The organism is Streptomyces sp. NPDC042201, from assembly GCF_055582185.1.
In genome coordinates this window covers 207,416-225,215 of the sequence record NZ_JBVJDS010000002.1, presented here as the reverse complement: position 1 = coordinate 225,215, position 17,800 = coordinate 207,416, and the positions used below count along the sequence as shown (strand labels likewise).

Annotated in this window: 17 protein-coding genes and 2 tRNA genes; 7 read left to right on the top strand and 12 right to left on the bottom strand. The window is 71.3% G+C overall.

What is annotated here, in order from left to right:
• Positions 1-35: 35 nt before the first annotated feature.
• The 7 genes from ACZ6MZ_RS04890 to ACZ6MZ_RS04860 form a co-directional block, all read right to left on the bottom strand.
• On the bottom strand, positions 36-1,040 hold the full coding sequence (locus ACZ6MZ_RS04890; RefSeq protein ID WP_384184006.1) for a tetratricopeptide repeat protein: 1,005 nt from the start codon (positions 1,038-1,040) through the stop codon (positions 36-38).
• 111 nt (positions 1,041-1,151) lie between these two features.
• Complete coding sequence (locus tag ACZ6MZ_RS04885; RefSeq protein ID WP_384336388.1) at positions 1,152-2,441, bottom strand: HD-GYP domain-containing protein; 1,290 nt, start codon at positions 2,439-2,441, stop codon at positions 1,152-1,154.
• On the bottom strand, positions 2,438-3,922 hold the full coding sequence (locus ACZ6MZ_RS04880) for an HD-GYP domain-containing protein (RefSeq protein ID WP_469349839.1): 1,485 nt from the start codon (positions 3,920-3,922) through the stop codon (positions 2,438-2,440). The genes ACZ6MZ_RS04885 and ACZ6MZ_RS04880 overlap by 4 nt, the downstream gene beginning before the upstream one ends.
• A gap of 265 nt (positions 3,923-4,187) precedes the next feature.
• Positions 4,188-4,508: a mycothiol system anti-sigma-R factor gene (gene rsrA, locus ACZ6MZ_RS04875; RefSeq protein WP_384183999.1), complete on the bottom strand. Its 321-nt coding sequence runs from the start codon at positions 4,506-4,508 to the stop codon at positions 4,188-4,190.
• Entirely contained in the window at positions 4,505-5,161 is a 657-nt protein-coding gene (locus tag ACZ6MZ_RS04870) for a sigma-70 family RNA polymerase sigma factor (RefSeq protein ID WP_384183996.1), read from the bottom strand. Before ACZ6MZ_RS04870 ends, rsrA begins: the two co-directional genes overlap by 4 nt.
• A 283-nt stretch (positions 5,162-5,444) precedes the next feature.
• The gene (locus ACZ6MZ_RS04865) at positions 5,445-6,140 is read right to left on the bottom strand and encodes an alpha/beta hydrolase family protein (protein ID WP_469349835.1); all 696 of its coding nucleotides are present in this window, start codon (positions 6,138-6,140) and stop codon (positions 5,445-5,447) included.
• Positions 6,141-6,249: 109 nt separating this feature from the next.
• On the bottom strand, positions 6,250-7,065 hold the full coding sequence (locus ACZ6MZ_RS04860; RefSeq protein WP_469349833.1) for an SOS response-associated peptidase: 816 nt from the start codon (positions 7,063-7,065) through the stop codon (positions 6,250-6,252).
• A 49-nt stretch (positions 7,066-7,114) separates the two neighbouring features.
• Here ACZ6MZ_RS04860 and ACZ6MZ_RS04855 point away from each other — a divergent pair, with 49 nt between their 5' ends.
• The 4 genes from ACZ6MZ_RS04855 to ACZ6MZ_RS04840 all read left to right on the top strand — a co-directional run bounded on the left by ACZ6MZ_RS04855 (position 7,115) and on the right by ACZ6MZ_RS04840 (position 10,796).
• Positions 7,115-7,837 carry a M50 family metallopeptidase gene (locus ACZ6MZ_RS04855; RefSeq protein WP_389787514.1) on the top strand — a complete coding sequence of 241 codons (723 nt, stop codon included), beginning with the start codon at positions 7,115-7,117 and terminating at the stop codon, positions 7,835-7,837.
• Positions 7,838-7,983: 146 nt separating this feature from the next.
• Positions 7,984-9,345: a 3-phosphoshikimate 1-carboxyvinyltransferase gene (gene aroA, locus ACZ6MZ_RS04850; RefSeq protein WP_469349832.1), complete on the top strand. Its 1,362-nt coding sequence runs from the start codon at positions 7,984-7,986 to the stop codon at positions 9,343-9,345.
• 4 nt (positions 9,346-9,349) lie between these two features.
• Positions 9,350-10,360 carry a ribosome small subunit-dependent GTPase A gene (gene rsgA, locus ACZ6MZ_RS04845; protein ID WP_384336393.1) on the top strand — a complete coding sequence of 337 codons (1,011 nt, stop codon included), beginning with the start codon at positions 9,350-9,352 and terminating at the stop codon, positions 10,358-10,360.
• Positions 10,361-10,472: 112 nt separating this feature from the next.
• Entirely contained in the window at positions 10,473-10,796 is a 324-nt protein-coding gene (locus tag ACZ6MZ_RS04840; protein ID WP_383914664.1) for a DMT family transporter, read from the top strand.
• Here ACZ6MZ_RS04840 and ACZ6MZ_RS04835 read toward each other — a convergent pair.
• On the bottom strand, positions 10,762-11,520 hold the full coding sequence (locus tag ACZ6MZ_RS04835) for a TetR/AcrR family transcriptional regulator (protein WP_469349829.1): 759 nt from the start codon (positions 11,518-11,520) through the stop codon (positions 10,762-10,764). The two genes, ACZ6MZ_RS04840 and ACZ6MZ_RS04835, sit on opposite strands and share 35 nt — an antisense overlap.
• A gap of 132 nt (positions 11,521-11,652) precedes the next feature.
• Here ACZ6MZ_RS04835 and hisN point away from each other — a divergent pair, with 132 nt between their 5' ends.
• Together hisN and ACZ6MZ_RS04825 are read left to right on the top strand one after the other, a co-directional pair.
• Entirely contained in the window at positions 11,653-12,453 is an 801-nt protein-coding gene (gene hisN / locus ACZ6MZ_RS04830; RefSeq protein WP_384183982.1) for a histidinol-phosphatase, read from the top strand.
• Positions 12,454-12,745: 292 nt separating this feature from the next.
• On the top strand, positions 12,746-13,147 hold the full coding sequence (locus ACZ6MZ_RS04825) for a CBS domain-containing protein (protein ID WP_389787507.1): 402 nt from the start codon (positions 12,746-12,748) through the stop codon (positions 13,145-13,147).
• A gap of 145 nt (positions 13,148-13,292) precedes the next feature.
• Here ACZ6MZ_RS04825 and ACZ6MZ_RS04820 read toward each other — a convergent pair whose 3' ends face one another.
• Positions 13,293-14,744: a catalase gene (locus tag ACZ6MZ_RS04820; protein ID WP_389787506.1), complete on the bottom strand. Its 1,452-nt coding sequence runs from the start codon at positions 14,742-14,744 to the stop codon at positions 13,293-13,295.
• 146 nt (positions 14,745-14,890) lie between these two features.
• Between ACZ6MZ_RS04820 and ACZ6MZ_RS04815 the strand changes: the two genes are divergently transcribed.
• A complete protein-coding gene (locus ACZ6MZ_RS04815) occupies positions 14,891-15,307 on the top strand; it encodes a Fur family transcriptional regulator (RefSeq protein WP_384183974.1) in 417 nt (138 codons plus the stop codon).
• A gap of 97 nt (positions 15,308-15,404) precedes the next feature.
• Here ACZ6MZ_RS04815 and ACZ6MZ_RS04810 read toward each other — a convergent pair.
• From ACZ6MZ_RS04810 to ACZ6MZ_RS04800, 3 genes are all read right to left on the bottom strand, one after another.
• Positions 15,405-15,478 (bottom strand) — tRNA-Met (locus tag ACZ6MZ_RS04810).
• Between the two features lie 78 nt (positions 15,479-15,556).
• Complete coding sequence (locus ACZ6MZ_RS04805) at positions 15,557-17,419, bottom strand: tetratricopeptide repeat protein (protein WP_469349826.1); 1,863 nt, start codon at positions 17,417-17,419, stop codon at positions 15,557-15,559.
• A gap of 270 nt (positions 17,420-17,689) precedes the next feature.
• Positions 17,690-17,763, bottom strand: a tRNA-Met gene (locus ACZ6MZ_RS04800).
• Between the last annotated feature and the right edge of the window lie 37 nt (positions 17,764-17,800).

Below are 17,800 nucleotides of genomic sequence, written 5' to 3'. Positions count from 1 at the left end.
TGCCCGTACAGCCTAAGGGCAGCGGTCAGCGCCGCTCAGCAGACTTCTTCGAGATCGCGCCACTCACGGGTGTCCGGGCTGTCGGCGACCCAGCCGTCGAGCAGGCCGCGGACCAGTCCCGGCGGCGCCGCGATGCCGCATTCGCGCTCCGGCGCCCACAGTTCACCGGCCGTGCGGTGGCCCAGTGGTCCGGGATGGCCCGGCTCGCTGTGGTCGTGCGGGTCGAGATGCTCGCCGTCGCCCTCGGCGGTGGGCATCCGGCTCTCCGAGCAGGCCCGGCAGAGCAGCCGTACGGAGGACGACCAGTCCTCGGCGGCGAATCCGGCGTCGGCGGCCAGCCGCTCCAGGGCGTCCCTGTCGTCCTCGGTCGCCGCCTCCAGCAGCACCACCCAGGTGGGCACGGGCGAGGGGGCCCACAGCTCGATCTCGTCGAACACGGGATACGCCCTGATGGCACCGTCCGGACTCGCGGCCGTCGTGCGCTCGCCGTTCGGTACGCCGTCGTGCAGCACGACCTCGCCCCAGCGCCGCCCGGACGAGGGCAGCGGAATCGACAGCACCTCGATCCTGGCCGGGTCGAGCCTGCGGCCCCAGACGACCTCGGCCTCGCCCTCGGGCGAGAGCCGGACCGCGGCGCTGCCCAGCTCCATGCCCTCCGGTTCACCGTTGGCCTCGACGCTGTGCGGATTGCCGGGCACCTTCAGGCCGTACGCCTGCCAGGCGCGGCGGGCCAGCGGCCAGTCCTGGAGCGCGGTGGCGGCGATTCCGACGTTCCACCAGTCGGGAGCGCCGGTCTCCTTGTCCAGCAGCGCGACGGCGCGCAGCCCGGCGGCGCGCGCCTGCTCCCAGTCGTGCCGGAACTTGTGCAGCAGCGCCAGATTGAACCAGGACTCCGAGAGCCAGGGCTCCAGGTCCGCCGCGCGCGTCAGCAGCGCGCCCGCGTCCTCGTACCGGCCGTCACCGATCAGCGTGAACGCGCGGTCGGTGGCCTGCCGCCACGAGGCGGAGGGCCGATGCCGTACCTTCCCGAAGATCCTCACGATTCCCGCCTGCCGGTCGCTCGGGTCAGTGCCCCCGGACACCCTCTTCTTCGACACCCTCTTCTTCGCATCCAACCATGCCGGGTCGGACGCCCGCTCATTACCCATGGGTTACCCGGCCTCACCAGCGGCCGGACCGCCCCGGGACAGCACACGTGCCAGGGATTCCACCACCTCCGGCTGGTAGTCGTGCCCCGTCCCGAGCCGCAATCGCTCCAGCGCGCTGAGCGGGCCACTCGCACTGGCACTTTCCCCGGTCAGATCGTCGTACGCATTGACGGCGCGGACAATCCGGGCGGACAGCGGCTGCTCGCGGTACGGATCCGCCTGCCGTTCCACCACCACCGCCACGGCGGCGGGCACCCCGGTCTGGCGGACCACGGCGCCGCCGAGCAGGGCGATGCGCCGCTGGTCGGCGACCGGCAGCAGGGCGGTGGCGCCCTCGGGCACCGGGTCGACGAGGGACAGCTGTCCGATGTCGTGCATCAAGGCTGCGTACTCCAGAACGGTCAGTTCGGGGCCGGAAAGCCCCAGCTCACGGCCTACGGCCCGGCTGAGTTCCGCGACCCTGCGGGCGTGTCCGTGGGGGGTGTACCCGGCGATCTCGGTGGCACGCGCGAGCGAGGCGATCGTCTGCCGGTAGGTCGTCCGCACCGCGGCGTACCGCCGGAAGGACAGCTGGGTCAGCAGCAGCGGTACGCAGAAGACCGGCAGCGCCCACAGTCCCGCGACGGCGACCCCGAGCGCGATGACCGCGCCGGTGGCGCACACGGCGGAGCCGATGTGCAGCAGGGCCCGCAGCTCGTCGCGGAGCAGGGGGCCGAAGGGATGGCGGGTGCGGGCGCGCAGCATCAGCGCGGCCAGGACGGCGTCACAGAGCGCGGTGAGCACCAGCAGCAGGATCAGCAGGATCGCGTAGAAAGGGCCCTCCACGAACCGGTCCCGCAGCTCGCCCGCGTTGTAGAGCGGCTGGAAACAGACGGCCGCGAAGCCGACGCTGAGGACCCGCCTCGCCAGGTGGTCGAGTGCGGGCCGGCACCTCCTGGCGACGTGCGGTACGGCTCCGGCGAGCGCGGCCGCGAACGCGACGGCGACGGTCTGGAGCACGCCGTGGGTGGTCGGCCGCCCGGCGTGCTCCCCGAGCAGGGCGTACGCGAGCGCTCCGGCGGCCCCGAGCGGCGCGGGTTCGCGCTCCCCGGGCAGTGCGCCCCAGCGGGCCAGCTCGCCGATCGCGATGACCACCCCGAAGGCGAGCGCGATACGGGGTTCGGCGAGGCCGTGCCACAGCGACCAGCCGAGACCGGCGGCGGCCAGCAGCCCGGCGGCGGCGTACACCCCGACGACGGTGCGGGACACCGGGTGGCGCCGGCCGGGCACCGCCGGGGCCGCGGCCGCCGTCATCGCTGACCGCCCTCGGGGGTACGGCGGTCGGCCGGGGGCCGCGCGGGCGGGACCTTTCCCGGCGGGACGTCTCCGGGCTTGTTTCCGGGCGGAACGTTTCCGGGCTCGTTTCCTGGCGGGACGTTTCCGGGCGGGACGTTTCCGCGCGGGGGCGGGGACGGCGGCGTCCTGGTCTCCTCGTCCGCCGTGACCGCCGTCTGCCAGCCGTGCCGGTCCAGGGCCCGCACCAGCGCCCGCACCATCTCCGGGTCGAACTGCGTCCCGGCGCACCGCTCCAGCTCCGCCACCGCCGTGGGCACCGGCCGCCCCCGCCGGTACGACCGGGTCGAGGTCATCGCGTCGAAGGCGTCGGCCACGGCCACCACCCGGGCGAACTCGGGGATCTGGCGCCCGGCGAGACCGTACGGATAACCGCTGCCGTCCAGCCGCTCGTGGTGGTGCAGGATGGCCCCCCGCGCCTCCCCCAGAAACCCGATGCCGCGCACCATCTCGTGCCCGTACTCGGGATGCAGCTCGATCACCCGCCGCTCCTCGGGCGTCAGCGGGCCGTCCTTGCGCAGCACCCGGGTGGGGACGCCGAGCTTGCCGACGTCGTGCAGGATCCCGGCGAAGCGGAGCACCTCGATCCGCTCCCGCTCCATCCCCATCTCGTGGGCGATCAGCACGGAAGCGCGCCCCACCCGCTCGCTGTGGCCCCGGGTGTACGTGTCCTTGATGTCGACGGCCTGGACGAGCGCCCTGATGGTGGCCTGGTGGGCGGCGCGTTCGCGGTGGTACTGGGCGAAGACCCAGCTGGAGATGTACATGGGCAGCAGGACGAAGAGCGCCGCGAGCGGCCCGTACGGACTGCGCCAGAGGACCGCCATCATCAGCCCGGCGAGCCCGTACGCGCCGTGCGGGGCGAGCGAGCGCGACAGCAGCCCGTGCCAGGCGGTGCGCAGCGGCAGCCGCTCGGCGGTGGCGAGGATGCCGCCGTCGAGCGCGGACAGCACCAGGCAGAAGGCGAGGGCCGCGGCGCCCGCGGGCAGCAGGACGTACGGGAAGTCGGGCGTCGTGAGCCCGTACCCCCCGCCGCCGAGCGCGACGGGCCCGCCGAAGACCATCTGGGCCCGCGCCGCCGCCCAGGTGGCGACGGTGAGCTGCGCGGTGCGCCAGATCCGCCGCGCGCTCTTCGGGCGCTGCTCGACCCGGCCGAGGAGGGCGCCCGGGACGGCGGCCAGCGCGGCCGCGGCGGGCGGCAGCAGCAGGGCCGCGGCGAGCAGGACGGGAAGGAACGATCCGGCGCCGACCGGCGAGGAACCGGCCGCCGAGCGCCGCGGCACGGGGCAGCGGGCGGCCATCTCGCAGAACGCGTACAGCGCCGCCAGGAGGACAACGGCCCGCCAGGGGGTCTCGGGGCGCAGCGCCGGCCGGACACAGGCGGCGGCGCAGAGCGCGACGACCAGGATGTACACACGCGCCGCACCCGGTATGGCCCTCACCCGTCCCCGCCCCTCCTCGGCCCGGCCCAAACAAGAGCGTCAGGCTAGCGAGTTGGGCGGCCGAGGGCGTCCGGACGGAACCGATTAGCACCTTCGGGTGACAGGGCCGCTTTCCGCGCCGGCGGGAAGCGCGTGGGAGACCGGAGGGGAACATTTCAGCGTGGGCGCGGAGACATACGTGGGGCGTGCCACGCGATGCGCGGCACGCCCTCGACAGCGGTTCGATCTTACGTTCGACCGCGCGTTCGACCCCGTGAAAGAGGTCCTACTCCTTGGCGACGCCCGGCAGATCCGCCCCCGCCGTCGACACCTCGTGGTCGGGGACGGTCTGTCCCGACCTGATCAGGTCGATCCGTCCCATGACCTTGGCCCGCAGGTCGCTCGGTACGTCGTCCTGCCCGCAGCACCGCTTGACCAGCTTCTTCACGGCCTGCTCAAGGCCGTACTTCTCCAGGCAGGGGGAGCACTCCTCGAAGTGCACCTCGAACTTGGTGCAGTCGCTGTCGGGCATCTCATGGTCGAGGAACTCGTAGAGGTGGTCGAGAACCTCGGCGCAATCCGTCTCATGCGGCTCTCCGCAGCTCATGAGTCCGAACCTTTCCGATCGTCCGACTCTCCGACACCCGCCGGGACGAGCCCGCGGTCACGGGCGTAGTCCTCCAGCATGCCGCGCAACTGGCGGCGGCCACGGTGGAGTCGCGACATCACCGTACCGATGGGTGTTCCCATGATGTCCGCGATCTCCTTGTACGCAAAGCCCTCGACATCGGCGAGATATACGGCGATGCGGAACTCCTCGGGGATCGCCTGCAGCGCGGACTTCACATCGGAGTCCGGGAGATGGTCGAGCGCCTGCGACTCGGCCGAGCGCAGACCGGTCGACATGTGCGACTCGGCGCGCGCCAGCTGCCAGTCCTCGATCTCCTCGGCGGCACTGCGCTGAGGTTCACGCTGCTTCTTGCGGTACGAGTTGATGAACGTATTGGTGAGGATGCGGTACATCCAGGCCTTGAGGTTGGTGCCCTCACGGAACTGGTGGAAGGAGGCATACGCCTTGGCATAGGTCTCCTGCACGAGGTCCTCGGCGTCGGCCGGATTGCGCGTCATGCGCAGCGCGGCCGAGTACATCTGGTCGAGGTAGCCCAGCGCGTCCCGCTCGAAGCGGGCATTGCGCTCGGCAGTGGTCTCTTCGATGTGGCCGTCGTCGGTCGCTCCGTCGGTCCCAGTGACCGGACCCACCTCCTCCAACGCTGTGGCGAGTCCGAATGCGGACCCACTCGAATCGGAGAATAGTCGACCTTGTGGTGTCGCGGCCTGTCGGTTCAGCTGCGCCGAGGCCTGCGGGTCCGTATCGCCGGCCGCCCGAACGGAAGCGGTCTTGGCCGCGGAAAGCACCGTCCACTCCAGGTCAGTGGCGTCTGAGCGGCGCGGGCAGATGGTCGAACCCATACGACGGACTCCCTCTCCAAGCTCTGGTCTACCGATGTTCGTCACAACAGTGACCCCGCACTCGGCATTCCCTTCAGCCCCTGTCGGCTCTGTCCAGCGCGTCGAGCCAGGTCAGCACACCTTCGGTGAGCAGAGTCAGGGCCTCGTCCTGGGAGAGGGGCGCCCTTTTCGGTACGGCGAAGCCATGATCGCCGTACGGCACCTCCAGGAGTTCGTACGCGCCCCCGGGGTACTCGGCGGGCTTGCCGAAGGGATCGTTTCCGCCCTGGACGACCAGGGTGGGCACCCCGGATTCCAGCAGCTCCGCGGCCCGGGACTTCTCCGGCTTGCCCGGCGGGTGCAGCGGGAAGCTCAGCGCCAGTACGGCGTACGCGCCCAGCTCGCGCGCCGTGCGGCAGGCCACGCGCGCCCCCGCGCTGCGCCCTCCGGCGACGACCGGCTGTCCTGGCCGCTCCAGCGCGGGCCAGAGCGCCCGCCAGCCGGTGTCGAGGGTCTTGGGCGCGGGCGCCAGTCTCTTGCCCGCCACCCGCCAGGGCTGCTCCACCAGGGCGACGGTGATCCCGTGCGCGGGCAGCGCCGTGGCGAGGGCCTGGAGGTCTCGGGCCTCGATCCCGCCGCCCGCGCCATGGCTGAGGGCGAGGACGAGCCGCGGGCGCTGAGCGGAGTGCCAGGTGATGCGGGCATCTCCGGCGGGTGTCCCGACGGTCTCCTGCTCCGGCATGCTCGCCGCCTCGCTGCTCGTCGTCCCGCTCGTCGCCTTGCCGCTCATCGTCCTGCTCGTGGTCTGCTCGTTGTGCTGCCTGTCACAAGGGCATCCTGCCGCGCGGGAAGGCCGACAGCGGGGAACGCGCCCCGCCGGGTCTTCAGAAGCCGCGTCTTCAGAAGAGCGTGCTCTCCTCGGGCGCGGCCAGCTCCTCCAGCAGCTCGGGACCGTTGTTGCGGACGTTGCTCACCGCCGTCGTGACCGGGTACGCCCGCATCAGCCCGGCCGGCGGCGCGGTCAGCAGCTCACGCAGCTCCTCGGGGTCCGTACAGGCCGGGTCCAGCCAGGCGTCCCAGCGGTCGGGGGTGAGCATCAGCGGCATCCGCGGATGGATCTCGGCCAGCGATCCGGGGCCCTCGGCCGGGGCCACCGCCAGGGGCGTCTTCTCCGCCTCGGTGGTGATCACCGAACAGGTCACCCACCAGGCCCCCGGGTGGTCGTCCGGCAGGGTCCGGTCGCGCCAGAACTCGTACAGTCCGGCCAGAGCCATGACCGAGCCGTCGGCCGGCAGGACGAAGTAGGGCTGCTTGCGCGGCCGCTTCTTCTTCCCCTGCTCTTCCAACTGCCGCTCGTCGGAGCTGGTGACCCACTCGTAATAGCCGTCGGCGGGCACGATGCAGCGCCGCGAGACGAAGGGCCTGCGGAACGACGGCTTCTCGTGCACGGTCTCGGCCCGTGCGTTGATCATCCGCGCCCCGCCCTCGGGCGTCTTCGCCCAGGACGGCACGAGTCCCCACTTCAGCTTGCGCAGCTGACGAACCGGAGTGGGCTCTGCCGCGTCTTTCACAGGACGCTCCAGAACCGCGTAGACCTCCTTCGTCGGGGCCACGTTCCAGTCGGGGGCGAGGGTTTCCTCGGGCTCCCACTTCTCCACGCCGAAGAGACCCTGGAGATCTTCGGGCCGCCGGCTCGCCGCATACCTACCGCACATGAGTGCCAGACTGCCACGACGCACCCGCACCTGAGGAGCCGCCCGAGAAATGGCCATCATCGACACCGCCCCGATAGGCGAACTGTGGGATCGCGTCTTCGGCACCCAGCCCGCCCCGGACGACTGGCTGGTGGTCGTGACGGCGGTCGTCGCGCTCGCCGCCGTCGTACCGCATCCGCTCTGGCGGCTCTCCCGCAATACGATCACCATCGCGCACGAGGGCGGCCACGGGCTGATAGCCCTGGTCACAGGGCGCCGGCTGGACGGGATCCGGCTCCACTCGGACACCTCGGGCCTGACCGTCAGCCGCGGCAAGCCGACCGGCCTCGGCATGATCCTCACCGCGGCCGCGGGCTACACCGCCCCGCCGCTGCTCGGTCTCGGTGGCGCCTGGCTGCTCTCGGCGCACCACATCACCCTGCTGCTCTGGCTGGCGACGGCGCTGCTGCTCGCGATGCTGGTGATGATCCGCAACGCGTACGGCGCGCTCACCGTGATCGTCACCGGCGCCGCCTTCCTCCTCATCTCCTGGCTGACCGGTCCGGCCGTCCAGTCGGCATTCGCGTACACCGCCGTCTGGTTTCTGCTGCTCGGGGGCGTACGCCCGGCGTTCGAGCTACAGGCCAAACGCCGGCACGGCGGCGCCGGGGACTCGGACGCGGACCAGCTCGGGCGGCTGACGCACGCTCCGCCGGTGATGTGGCTCTTCCTCTTCCACGCCGTCTCACTCTGCTCGCTGATCGGCGGCGGACGCTGGATGCTCGGCCTCTAGTAACGGGCGGGGCGCCGATCGCTCGCGCGCGGATCCGCGCAGGTCCCGCGCGGGTCCGTTGACGCGTTAGCACCCTCAGATTACGCCCCGGTTTCTCCGTATTTGATCAGGATCCCGGTCCGTCAAGAACCACTAAAGTAAGGGCCATGACCGAAAGCTCCGTGCAGCCCGCCCTCTGGCCCGCCCCCTACGCAAACGGGGCCGTCGAAGCGACGGTCACCGTGCCCGGATCCAAATCGGTCACCAATCGCGGTCTGGTCCTCGCCGCGCTGGCCGCGGAGCCCGGCTGGCTGCGCCGCCCGCTGCGCTCCCGCGACACCCTGCTGATGGCCGAGGCGCTGCGGGCCATGGGCGTCGGCATCGAGGAGACCGTGTCGTCCAGTTCCGCGGCGGCGGGCGCCCCGGCCGCCACCGGCGAGGCATGGCGGGTGATCCCCTCCGGTCTGCACGGCCCGGCCACCGCCGATATCGGCAACGCCGGCACGGTGATGCGCTTCCTGCCGCCCGTCGCGACGCTCGCCGACGGTCCCATCCGCTTCGACGGCGACCCCCGCTCCTACGAGCGCCCGCTGAACGGTGTCATCACCGCCCTGCGCGCCCTCGGCGCCCGGATCGACGACGACAACCGCGGCTCGCTCCCGCTCACCGTGCACGGCGGTGGCGCGCTGGACGGCGGCGCGGTGGAGATCGACGCCTCCGCGTCCTCCCAGTTCGTCTCCGCGCTGCTGCTCTCGGGAGCGCGGTTCAACCAGGGTGTGGAGGTACGGCATGTGGGCTCCGCCCTTCCGTCGCTGCCGCACATCCGGATGACCGTCGACATGCTGCGCGCCGTCGGCGCCCAGGTCGACGAGCCAGAGACCGGCGGGGAGCCGGATGTCTGGCGGGTCTCCCCCAGCGCGCTGCTCGGCCGTGATCTGACCGTCGAGCCCGATCTCTCCAACGCCCAGCCGTTCCTCGCCGCCGCCCTGGTCACCGGCGGCCGGGTGACGATCCCCGACTGGCCCGAGCGGACCACTCAGCCGGGTGACGCGCTGCGGGAGATCTTCACCGAGATGGGTGGCTCCTGCGAGTTCGGGATGACGGCGGAGGGCAGCAGCCTCACCTTCACCGGCACTGGCCGGATCCACGGCATCGACATCGATCTGAGCGAGGTCGGGGAGCTGACGCCCGGTATCGCGGCGGTCGCCGCCCTCGCCGACTCGCCCTCCACGCTGCGCGGCGTCGCCCATCTGCGGCTACATGAGACGGACCGCCTCGCCGCGCTCACCAAGGAGATCAACGAGCTCGGCGGCGATGTCACCGAGACCGCGGACGGTCTGCACATCCGCCCGCGTCCGCTGCACGGCGGTGTGTTCCATACGTACGACGACCACCGCATGGCGACGGCGGGCTCGATCATCGGTCTCGCCGTCAAGGGGGTGGAGATCGAGAACGTCGGGACGACCGCCAAGACGCTGCCCGATTTCCCGCGGATGTGGGCCGACATGCTCGCGGGAGCGGGAGCCTGACGCGATGCGCCGCTACGGCAAGAACCCCGACGAGGACGACATCCGCTCCCGCCCGAACCCCAAGGGCAACCGGCCGCGTACGAATATCCGGCCCAAGCACGAGGACGCGTCGGAGGGGATGGTCCTGACCGTCGACCGCGGCCGGCTCACCTGCCTCGTCGACGACCGTGTCGTACTGGCGATGAAGGCCCGCGAGCTGGGCCGCAAGGCCGCCGTGGTGGGCGATCAGGTCGGCCTGGTCGGTGATCTGTCGGGCAAGAAGGACACGCTGGCGCGCATCGTACGGATCGAGAAGCGCCGGTCCGTGCTGCGCAGGACGGCCGACGACGACGATCCGTACGAGCGGGTGATCGTCGCCAACGCCGACCAGCTCGCGATAGTCACCGCGCTCGCCGATCCGGAGCCGCGGCCCCGGCTGATCGACCGCTGTCTGGTCGCGGCGTTCGACGCCGGGCTCGAACCGCTGCTGGTGCTGACGAAGTCGGACCTGGCCTCGGCGGACGAGCTGCTGGAGACCTACCGGACCCTCGGCATCCGCTATGTCGTCACCCGGCGTGACGAGCTGGCCAGCGGATATGCGGCGGACCTGGTACGCGAATATCTCGAAGGGCGGGTCACCGCCTTCGTCGGCCACTCGGGCGTCGGCAAGACGACACTGGTCAACGCCCTGGTGCCGGACGACCGCCGGCGTATCACCGGCCTGGTCAACGCGGTCACGGGCCGCGGCCGGCACACCACCACCTCGGCGCTGGCCCTGCCGCTGGAGAAGGCCGAGGGCTGGGTGATCGACACCCCCGGCATCCGCTCCTTCGGGCTGCACCACGTCGATCCGTCCCGGGTGATCCTCGCCTTCCCCGATCTGGTGCCGGGGACGGAGGGCTGCCCCCGGGCGTGCAGCCACGACGAACCGGACTGCGCGCTCGACGCCTGGGTGGCCGAGGGACACGCCGACCCGGCCCGGCTCTACTCACTTCGGCGACTTCTCGCCACGCGGGAGCGACGCGAAGGGGACTGAGGCGCGGGCGTTTGCGGGCCACCGCCGCTGGTAAGTGCATAATCGCACCGAGCGGGACCGGCGAGACCAAGCAGTCCGGCCAAGCAGTCACTGACGCGGGAGGGCCTTCACCATGGCGTGGCTGCTGGTTGTGGTCGCCGGAATCCTGGAGACGGGCTTCGCGGTCTGTCTCAAGCTCTCCCACGGATTCACCCGGCTGTGGCCGACGATCGCGTTCGCGAGCTTCGCGCTCGGCAGCTTCGGCCTGCTGACGCTCGCCCTGAAGAAGCTCGACGTCGGTCCCGCGTACGCGGTGTGGACGGGCATCGGCGCAGCCGGCACCGCGATCTACGGAATGGTCTTTCTCGGCGATGTGGTGTCCACGCTCAAGCTGATCTCCATCACGCTGGTGATCGTCGGAGTCATCGGCCTCCAGCTCTCGGGCTCGGCGCACTGAGCGGTGCGTTGAGCGGTGCGTTGACCGATGCCGTGACGGCCGTACGGACCAGCGGTCCGACGGACGCTCCGGCCGGCGCGATCAGATGGGCGAGCGCGAGCCGGATGGCCAGCTCACAGCGGTAGAGCAGCTCGGCACGGCTGTGAGCTGCGCTTCCCTGGCCTGCGCTTCCCTGGCCTGCGCTTACCTGGCCTGCGCTGCCCTGACGTCCGCTGCCCTGACCGGCGCGGCTGTGACCGGGAGGGCGGTGATCCGTACGGCCCCGATCCAGCGCCGCCGCCGATCTGTCCCGTACCAGCGCGACCAGCTCCGCCGCCGCGAGCGGTCCGGCGTCGGCCCGGCGCTGCGCCGGGACACCGGACGGGGCGGCCGAGGCCCGCACGGGTCTCGGCGCCGGAAGCCACTCCCCCCAGCAGCCGGTGAGCAGCGCCCGCAGCAGAGGCCGGGCGCGCGCCTCACGGACGGTCCGCTCGGCGACGGCCACCAGCCGGTCCGCGGGGTCGGCCCACTCGGCGAGCAACCGCTCCACGCCGTGCAGATAGACATCGGCCTCGCGTCGCACCAGCGCGCGGGCGAGTCCGTCCTTGCTGCCGAATTCGTTGTAGAGGGTCTGCCGGGACACCCCGGCGGCCGACGCCACGTCGACCATCCTGACGGCGGACCAGGGCAGGTCGGTGAGCGCCGAGAGAGCGGCGTCGAGCAGGGCTTCACGCGCTGTAGGCATCGTCGCCTCCGGGGCCGTTCGGCTCTCCACTCAGAGTTGACGCGCTGTCGCGGACTGTCAAGGCTACCGGCAACTTCCCGCCGGAGCGGACCCCGTGGTCCGTCCCCCTGGGCTGTGGATACTGTGACGCCCATGTCCGACTACCACGATGATCTCCGTCTCGCCCATGTCCTCGCGGACGCCGCCGACGCCGCGACGATGGACCGGTTCAAGGCTCTGGACCTCAAGGTCGAGACCAAACCGGACATGACTCCGGTGAGCGAAGCTGACAAGGCGGCCGAGGAGCTGATCCGTGGCAACCTCCAGCGGGCGCGGCCACGCGACGCGATCCTGGGCGAGGAGTACGGCATCGAAGGCACGGGCCCGCGCCGCTGGGTGATCGACCCCATCGACGGCACCAAGAACTATGTCCGCGGGGTGCCCGTATGGGCGACGCTGATCTCGCTCATGGTGGCCGCCGAGGGCGGTTACGAGCCGGTGGTCGGCGTGGTGTCCGCGCCCGCGCTGGGCCGTCGCTGGTGGGCGGCGAAGGGCGGGGGCGCCTATACGGGCCGCAGCCTGTCCTCGGCGACCCGGCTGCGGGTCTCGGACGTTTCGCGCATCGGGGACGCGTCGTTCGCGTACTCCTCACTGAGCGGCTGGGAGGAGCAGGGGCGGCTGGACGGCTTCCTCGATCTGAGCAGGGCCTGCTGGCGCACCCGGGGCTATGGCGACTTCTGGCCGTACATGATGGTCGCCGAGGGCTCGGTCGACATCTGCGCGGAGCCCGAGCTCTCGCTGTGGGACATGGCGGCGACCGCGATCGTCGTACAGGAGGCGGGGGGCACCTTCACAGGGCTCGACGGGCGCCGGGGGCCGCACAGCGGCAATGCGGCGGCGTCGAACGGCGTGCTCCACGAGGAGCTGCTCGGCTATCTGAACCAGCGCTACTGACCGCTACCGACCTCTGCTGACCGCTACCGACCTCTACTGACCTGTCGGGTCACCGCCGGGCCCCGGGCAGGGGCGTTTGGGGCACCGGTGCAGCGTTTGTCGGTTTTTTGCGCGCCCCCTGCCCAGCCTCTACCGCCCCCTTGTTGACCGGGCGCAAGGGTGTCACTCTGAGAGTCCCCCCACTTGTGAACTTGTGAATCGTTTCTCCAAGGTCTCCCTCCGGCCCCCAGGGGCCGTCAGGAGTCATCGGGGGTCTTCAGGAGACGGTTCACCGAGGAGGTGGCTCCATCCCATGCTCGTCCGTGACGCGATGAGCTCGGTGGTCCTGACCATCGGGCCCACGCATACGCTCCGCCAGGCGGCCCGTCTGATGGCGGCACGCCGCGTCGGCGCCGCTGTCGTCCTCGACACCGACCACTGCGGCATCGGCATTCTCACCGAGCGGGACATCCTCAACTCGCTCGGTGCGGGCCAGAGTCCCGACTCCGAGACCGCCTGCACCCACACCACGACCGACGTCGTCTTCGCCGCGCCCGCGTGGACACTCGAGGAGGCCGCCTCGGCCATGTCCCACGGCGGATTCCGCCATCTGATCGTCCTCGACGAGCGCGAGCCGGTCGGCATCGTCTCCGTACGCGACATCATCCGCTGCTGGGCCCCGGACCGGCGCGAGGCGGCGGTGCTGGCCGGCTGAGGCAGCCCGGCCCTCGCCGCCCCGGCAGCCCGGTCGGCCCCGGCAGCCCGTGCCGGACCGGCCGGCCCGCGCCGGCTCCCGTACGGCGACGGCGGAAGGGGCCGGATCCCCGAAGGACCCGGCCCCTTCCGTCTCGGCGAGCCTGTCAGCCGCGCAGGGCCTGGACCGCGGTCTCCAGTCGCTTGCCGAAGTCACCGTCCGCCTGACGGAAGTTGTTCACCGCGCGCTCGGCGATGTCGTCGCGCGACACCTTCGAGATGAACTGCGCGAGGTTCTCGATCAGGCGGCCCTTCTCGTCCTCGGACAGCATCCGGTACAGGTTGCCCGCCTGCACGAAGTCGTTGTCCTCGGCGTGGCTCGGGGCCTCGTGGTTACCGGTGGCACCACTGACCGGAACCGGCTGCCACATCGGCTTGTCCGTCTGGAACGGGCCGCCGAAGCTGTTCGGCTCGTAGTTCTTGGTGCCCTTGTGACGGCCGTCGTACAGGTAGCCGTCCCGGCTGTTGGTGCGCGCCTCGGTGGCGTGCGGACGGTTCACCGGCAGGTGGTCGGCGTTGATGCCGACGCGGTAGCGGTGGGCGTCGCCGTACGCGAAGAGACGGCCCTGCAGCATCTTGTCCGGGGAGGGACCGATGCCCGGCACGAAGTGGGCCGGCGAGAAGATGGACTGCTCGACCTCCGCGAAGATGTTCTCCGGGTTGCGGTTGAGCTCCAGCTTGCCGATCTCGATCGGCGGGTAGTCCTCGTGCGGCCAGACCTTGGTCAGGTCGAACGGGTTGAAGCGGTACGTGGCCGCCTCGTCCGCCGGCATGATCTGCACCTGCACGGTCCAGGACGGGAAGTCACCGCGCTCGATGGACTCGCGCAGGTCGCGCTGGTGCGAGTCCGGGTCGACACCGGAGAGGCGGTTGGCGTCGTCGGTGGTGAGGTTCTTGATGCCCTGGTCGGTCTTGAAGTGGTACTTGACCCAGAAGACCTCGCCGGCCTCGTTGTTCCACTGGTACGTGTGCGAGCCGTACCCGTTCATGTGACGCAGCGTCGCCGGGATGCCGCGGTCACCGAACAGCCAGGTCACCTGGTGCGTGGACTCGGGCGACAGACCCCAGAAGTCCCAGACGTTGTCCGCCTCCTGCGAGCCGGTGTACGGGTCGCGCTTCTGGGTGTGGATGAAGTCGGGGAACTTGATGGCGTCCTTGATGAAGAACACCGGGGTGTTGTTGCCGACGAGGTCGTAGTTGCCCTCTTCGGTGTAGAACTTCAGCGCGAAGCCACGGGGGTCACGGACCGCGTCCGCCGAGCCCAGGTTGCCCGCGACGGTGGAGAACCGCAGGAACGTCTCGGTCTGCTTGCCGACCTCGGAGAGGAACTTCGCCCGCGTCCACTGTGAGACGTCGTGGGTCAGCGTGAACGTGCCGTACGCGCCGGCACCGCGGGCGTGGACGATGCGCTCCGGAATGCGCTCGCGGTTGAAGTGAGCGAGCTTCTCCAGCAATGCCTGGTCCTGGACCAGAACGGGACCACCGGCGCCCGCGGTCTCGCTGTTCTGGTTGTCGGCCACCGGTGCCCCGGCCTCCGTGGTGAGCGGTCCCTGCGTCACGCGCGCCTCCTGCGTCATGTACTGGACGTCCTGTCCTCTTGGCGTTTGCCGATCTCGATCCTACGATGGACTTTGTCTAAGTCAAGCAAACATCCAAAGTCACACTCGTTCGGGACCTGAGTCCCCTCACTGTTAGGCTGGTCCCTATGAGTGACCTGTTGGAACGACTTCGCGGACGCGGCTGGCGCATGACTGCCCAGCGGCGTGTTGTGGCCGAGGTCCTCGACGGGGACCACGTACACCTGACAGCCGACGAGGTGCACGCGCGCGCCGTCGCCAGACTTCCGGAGATCTCCCGGGCGACCGTCTACAACACCCTGGGTGAGATGGTCACGCTCGGTGAGGTCATCGAGGTGTCGACGGACCGCCGCGCCAAGCGCTACGACCCGAACGCGCACCGGCCGCACCAGCACCTGGTCTGCGCCCAGTGCGGCGCCATCCGGGACGTCCATCCCACCGGCGATCCGCTGTCCGATCTGCCGGACGGCGAGCGCTTCGGCTTCACGGTCTCGGACGTCGAGGTGACCTACCGCGGCACCTGCCCGAACTGCGCCGCCGCCTGAGCCGGCACGACCGGCGCGATCCGCACCGCATGACGAGGGGCTCTCCACACAACACCGGAGGCCCGGATCTCTTTCGAGATCCGGGCCTCCGGGTCAGTAGCGGGGACAGGATTTGAACCTGCGACCTCTGGGTTATGAGCCCAGCGAGCTACCGAGCTGCTCCACCCCGCGTCGTTGAACGCAACATTACGTCACGCCGCCGACCAGCGCAAATTCATATACGGGGCGCTCTCAGGACCCTGTCAGAGGTCACGCCGTGAGCTCCTGATGGAGCGCGTCGCGCAGCCGCGCCGCGCGCTCGGCCACCTCGGCGGGCCCCAGCTCGACGGCGCGCGCGCACCAGCGCTCCCCCTCGCTCAGTTCACCCCGGCGGGCGGCGAGCAGCGCCAGGCGCAGCGCGGCCCTGCCGTGTCCGTCGTGCGCGGCCCGGGTCCACCACAGGGCGGCCTCCCGCTCGCCGCCCTCGCGCGCGAGCAGCAGTCCCAGGTTGAAGGCGCCGTTGCGGCTGCCCGCCTCCGCCGCCTCCCGGTACCAGCGGGCGGCGTCGGTGATGTCCCCGCGCGCGGCGGCCAGCATCCCGACCCGTACCTGGGCCCGGCGGTGCCCCTGCTCGGCGGCGCGCTCGTACCACTGCTCGCACTCGCTCTTCACGATGTGCGGCTCCCCGAGCACGGGCGGCCCGGGCGGCGGCTGACGCGAGTCGAGCAGGGTGGCCAGCCGGAAGGCCGCCTCGGCGCTGCCGCCGCCGGCGGCGCAGCGCAGATGGCGCTCGGCCGACTGGTCGTCGCCGTCCCGCAGGCAGGCGATGCCCACCTGGAGGGCCGCCTCCGTGTGTCCCGCCGCGGCGGCGCGCTCGTACCAGCGCAGGGCCGTACGGTCCTCGTCGCGTCCGGCGTGCAGGATGCCCAGGTTGAACGCCGCGTCCACGCTGCCCGCCTCCGCGGCCTTGGAGAACCAGGGCTCGGCGCCGGTGGAGTCGTCGGCCTGCAGCAGCAGGACCGCGAGCGCGTTGGCGGCCTCGCGATGGCCCGCGTAGGCGGCGTGGCGGTACCACTGCTCGGCCTGGGCCGTACGGTCCTGGGCGGCGCAGAGCAGCCCGAGGTTGTACGCGCCGTTGACATCGCCCGCGTCCATTGCGGCGCGGTACCAGCGCTCGGCGCTCTGCTGCTCGCCACGGGCGGCATGGAGCGCGCCGAGGGCGTTCGCGGCGTTTCCGTCGCCGTCCTGCGCGGCGCGCAGCCACCAGATGGCGGCGCTCTCCTCGTCGCCGGCGTCGCGCAGCAGGAAGCCGAGGGCGCAGGCGGCCCTGGCCTCGCCGTCCTTGGCGGAGCTCAGATACCAGCGGCCCGCTTCCTTGAGCTCACCGCGCTTCTCCAGAATCGCGCCGAGGTGCAGCGCGGCCCGGCGGTGGCCACGCGCGGCGGCCTGCCGGTACCACTGCGCGGCCTCACCGATCAGCGAGGAGCCGGTGGGAGCGGCGCCGTCGGCCGAGGCCGCCGGCCGGCGCGCGTCCGCCCGCCGGGAGCCCGGGGCCGGCGGCCCCGTACCGCTGTTGTAGACCATGTCGGCGCCGGAGCGGGACGTCTCGCGGGCCCGGCGCTCCAGCGTGCGGGCGAGCCGGTACGCCGCCTCACGGTGGCCCTGCTCGGCCGCGGCGCGCAGCCAGCGCTCGGCCCCGACGTCGCTGCGGTGCTCCAGCAGGTCGGCGAGGGCGTAGGCACCGAGGGCGTGTCCCTGCTCGGCGGACTGGCGCAGCCAGTACTCGGCGCCCGGCTCGTCGCCCAGCTCGCGGTGGTGGCGGCCCAGCGCGTGGGCGGCGGCCGCGGACCCGGCGACGGCGGCGATACGCCACCAGCCCGCCGCCTCGTCCGGGTAGCCGCGCTGGTGGAGGAGGACACCCAGGTTGTTGGCGGCGGCGCGCTCACCCTCGGCGGTCGCGGCACGCAGATAGGGCTCGGCGGCGTCGAGGTCGCCGCGGCGCAGCAGCAGGGCACCGAGCACGCTCATCGAAGCGGTGTCGCCGGCGTCGGCGGCGCGCCGGTGGCGCGCCTCGGCCTCGGCGTCGGCGGTCTCCTCCGTGTCGACGGCGCGCAGCGCACCCGTCGCACTCATGGACTCCGCGATGCCATCCGACTGCCGTTGCACAAACCGCCCTGTCTCCAACAGAGTTGCCTTATCCCCCATAAAACCCCATCGTCGCACCACCCGCCACCCACGTACAGCTGGTATATCGCACCGTGGTAGCTTCAGCGTTTTGTCGACATGCCCACAGAGAGACAAGCCAAACACACTCGGGGTCAACTCACCCGGCCTGAAACACAGTTCGTACAGAACACAGCGCAAAGGCCCGGATCCAGAAGGATCCGGGCCTTTGACTTCGCGTAGCGGGGACAGGATTTGAACCTGCGACCTCTGGGTTATGAGCCCAGCGAGCTACCGAGCTGCTCCACCCCGCGTCGTTGTGTCCCAACCGTACCACGACGCGGGGTGATG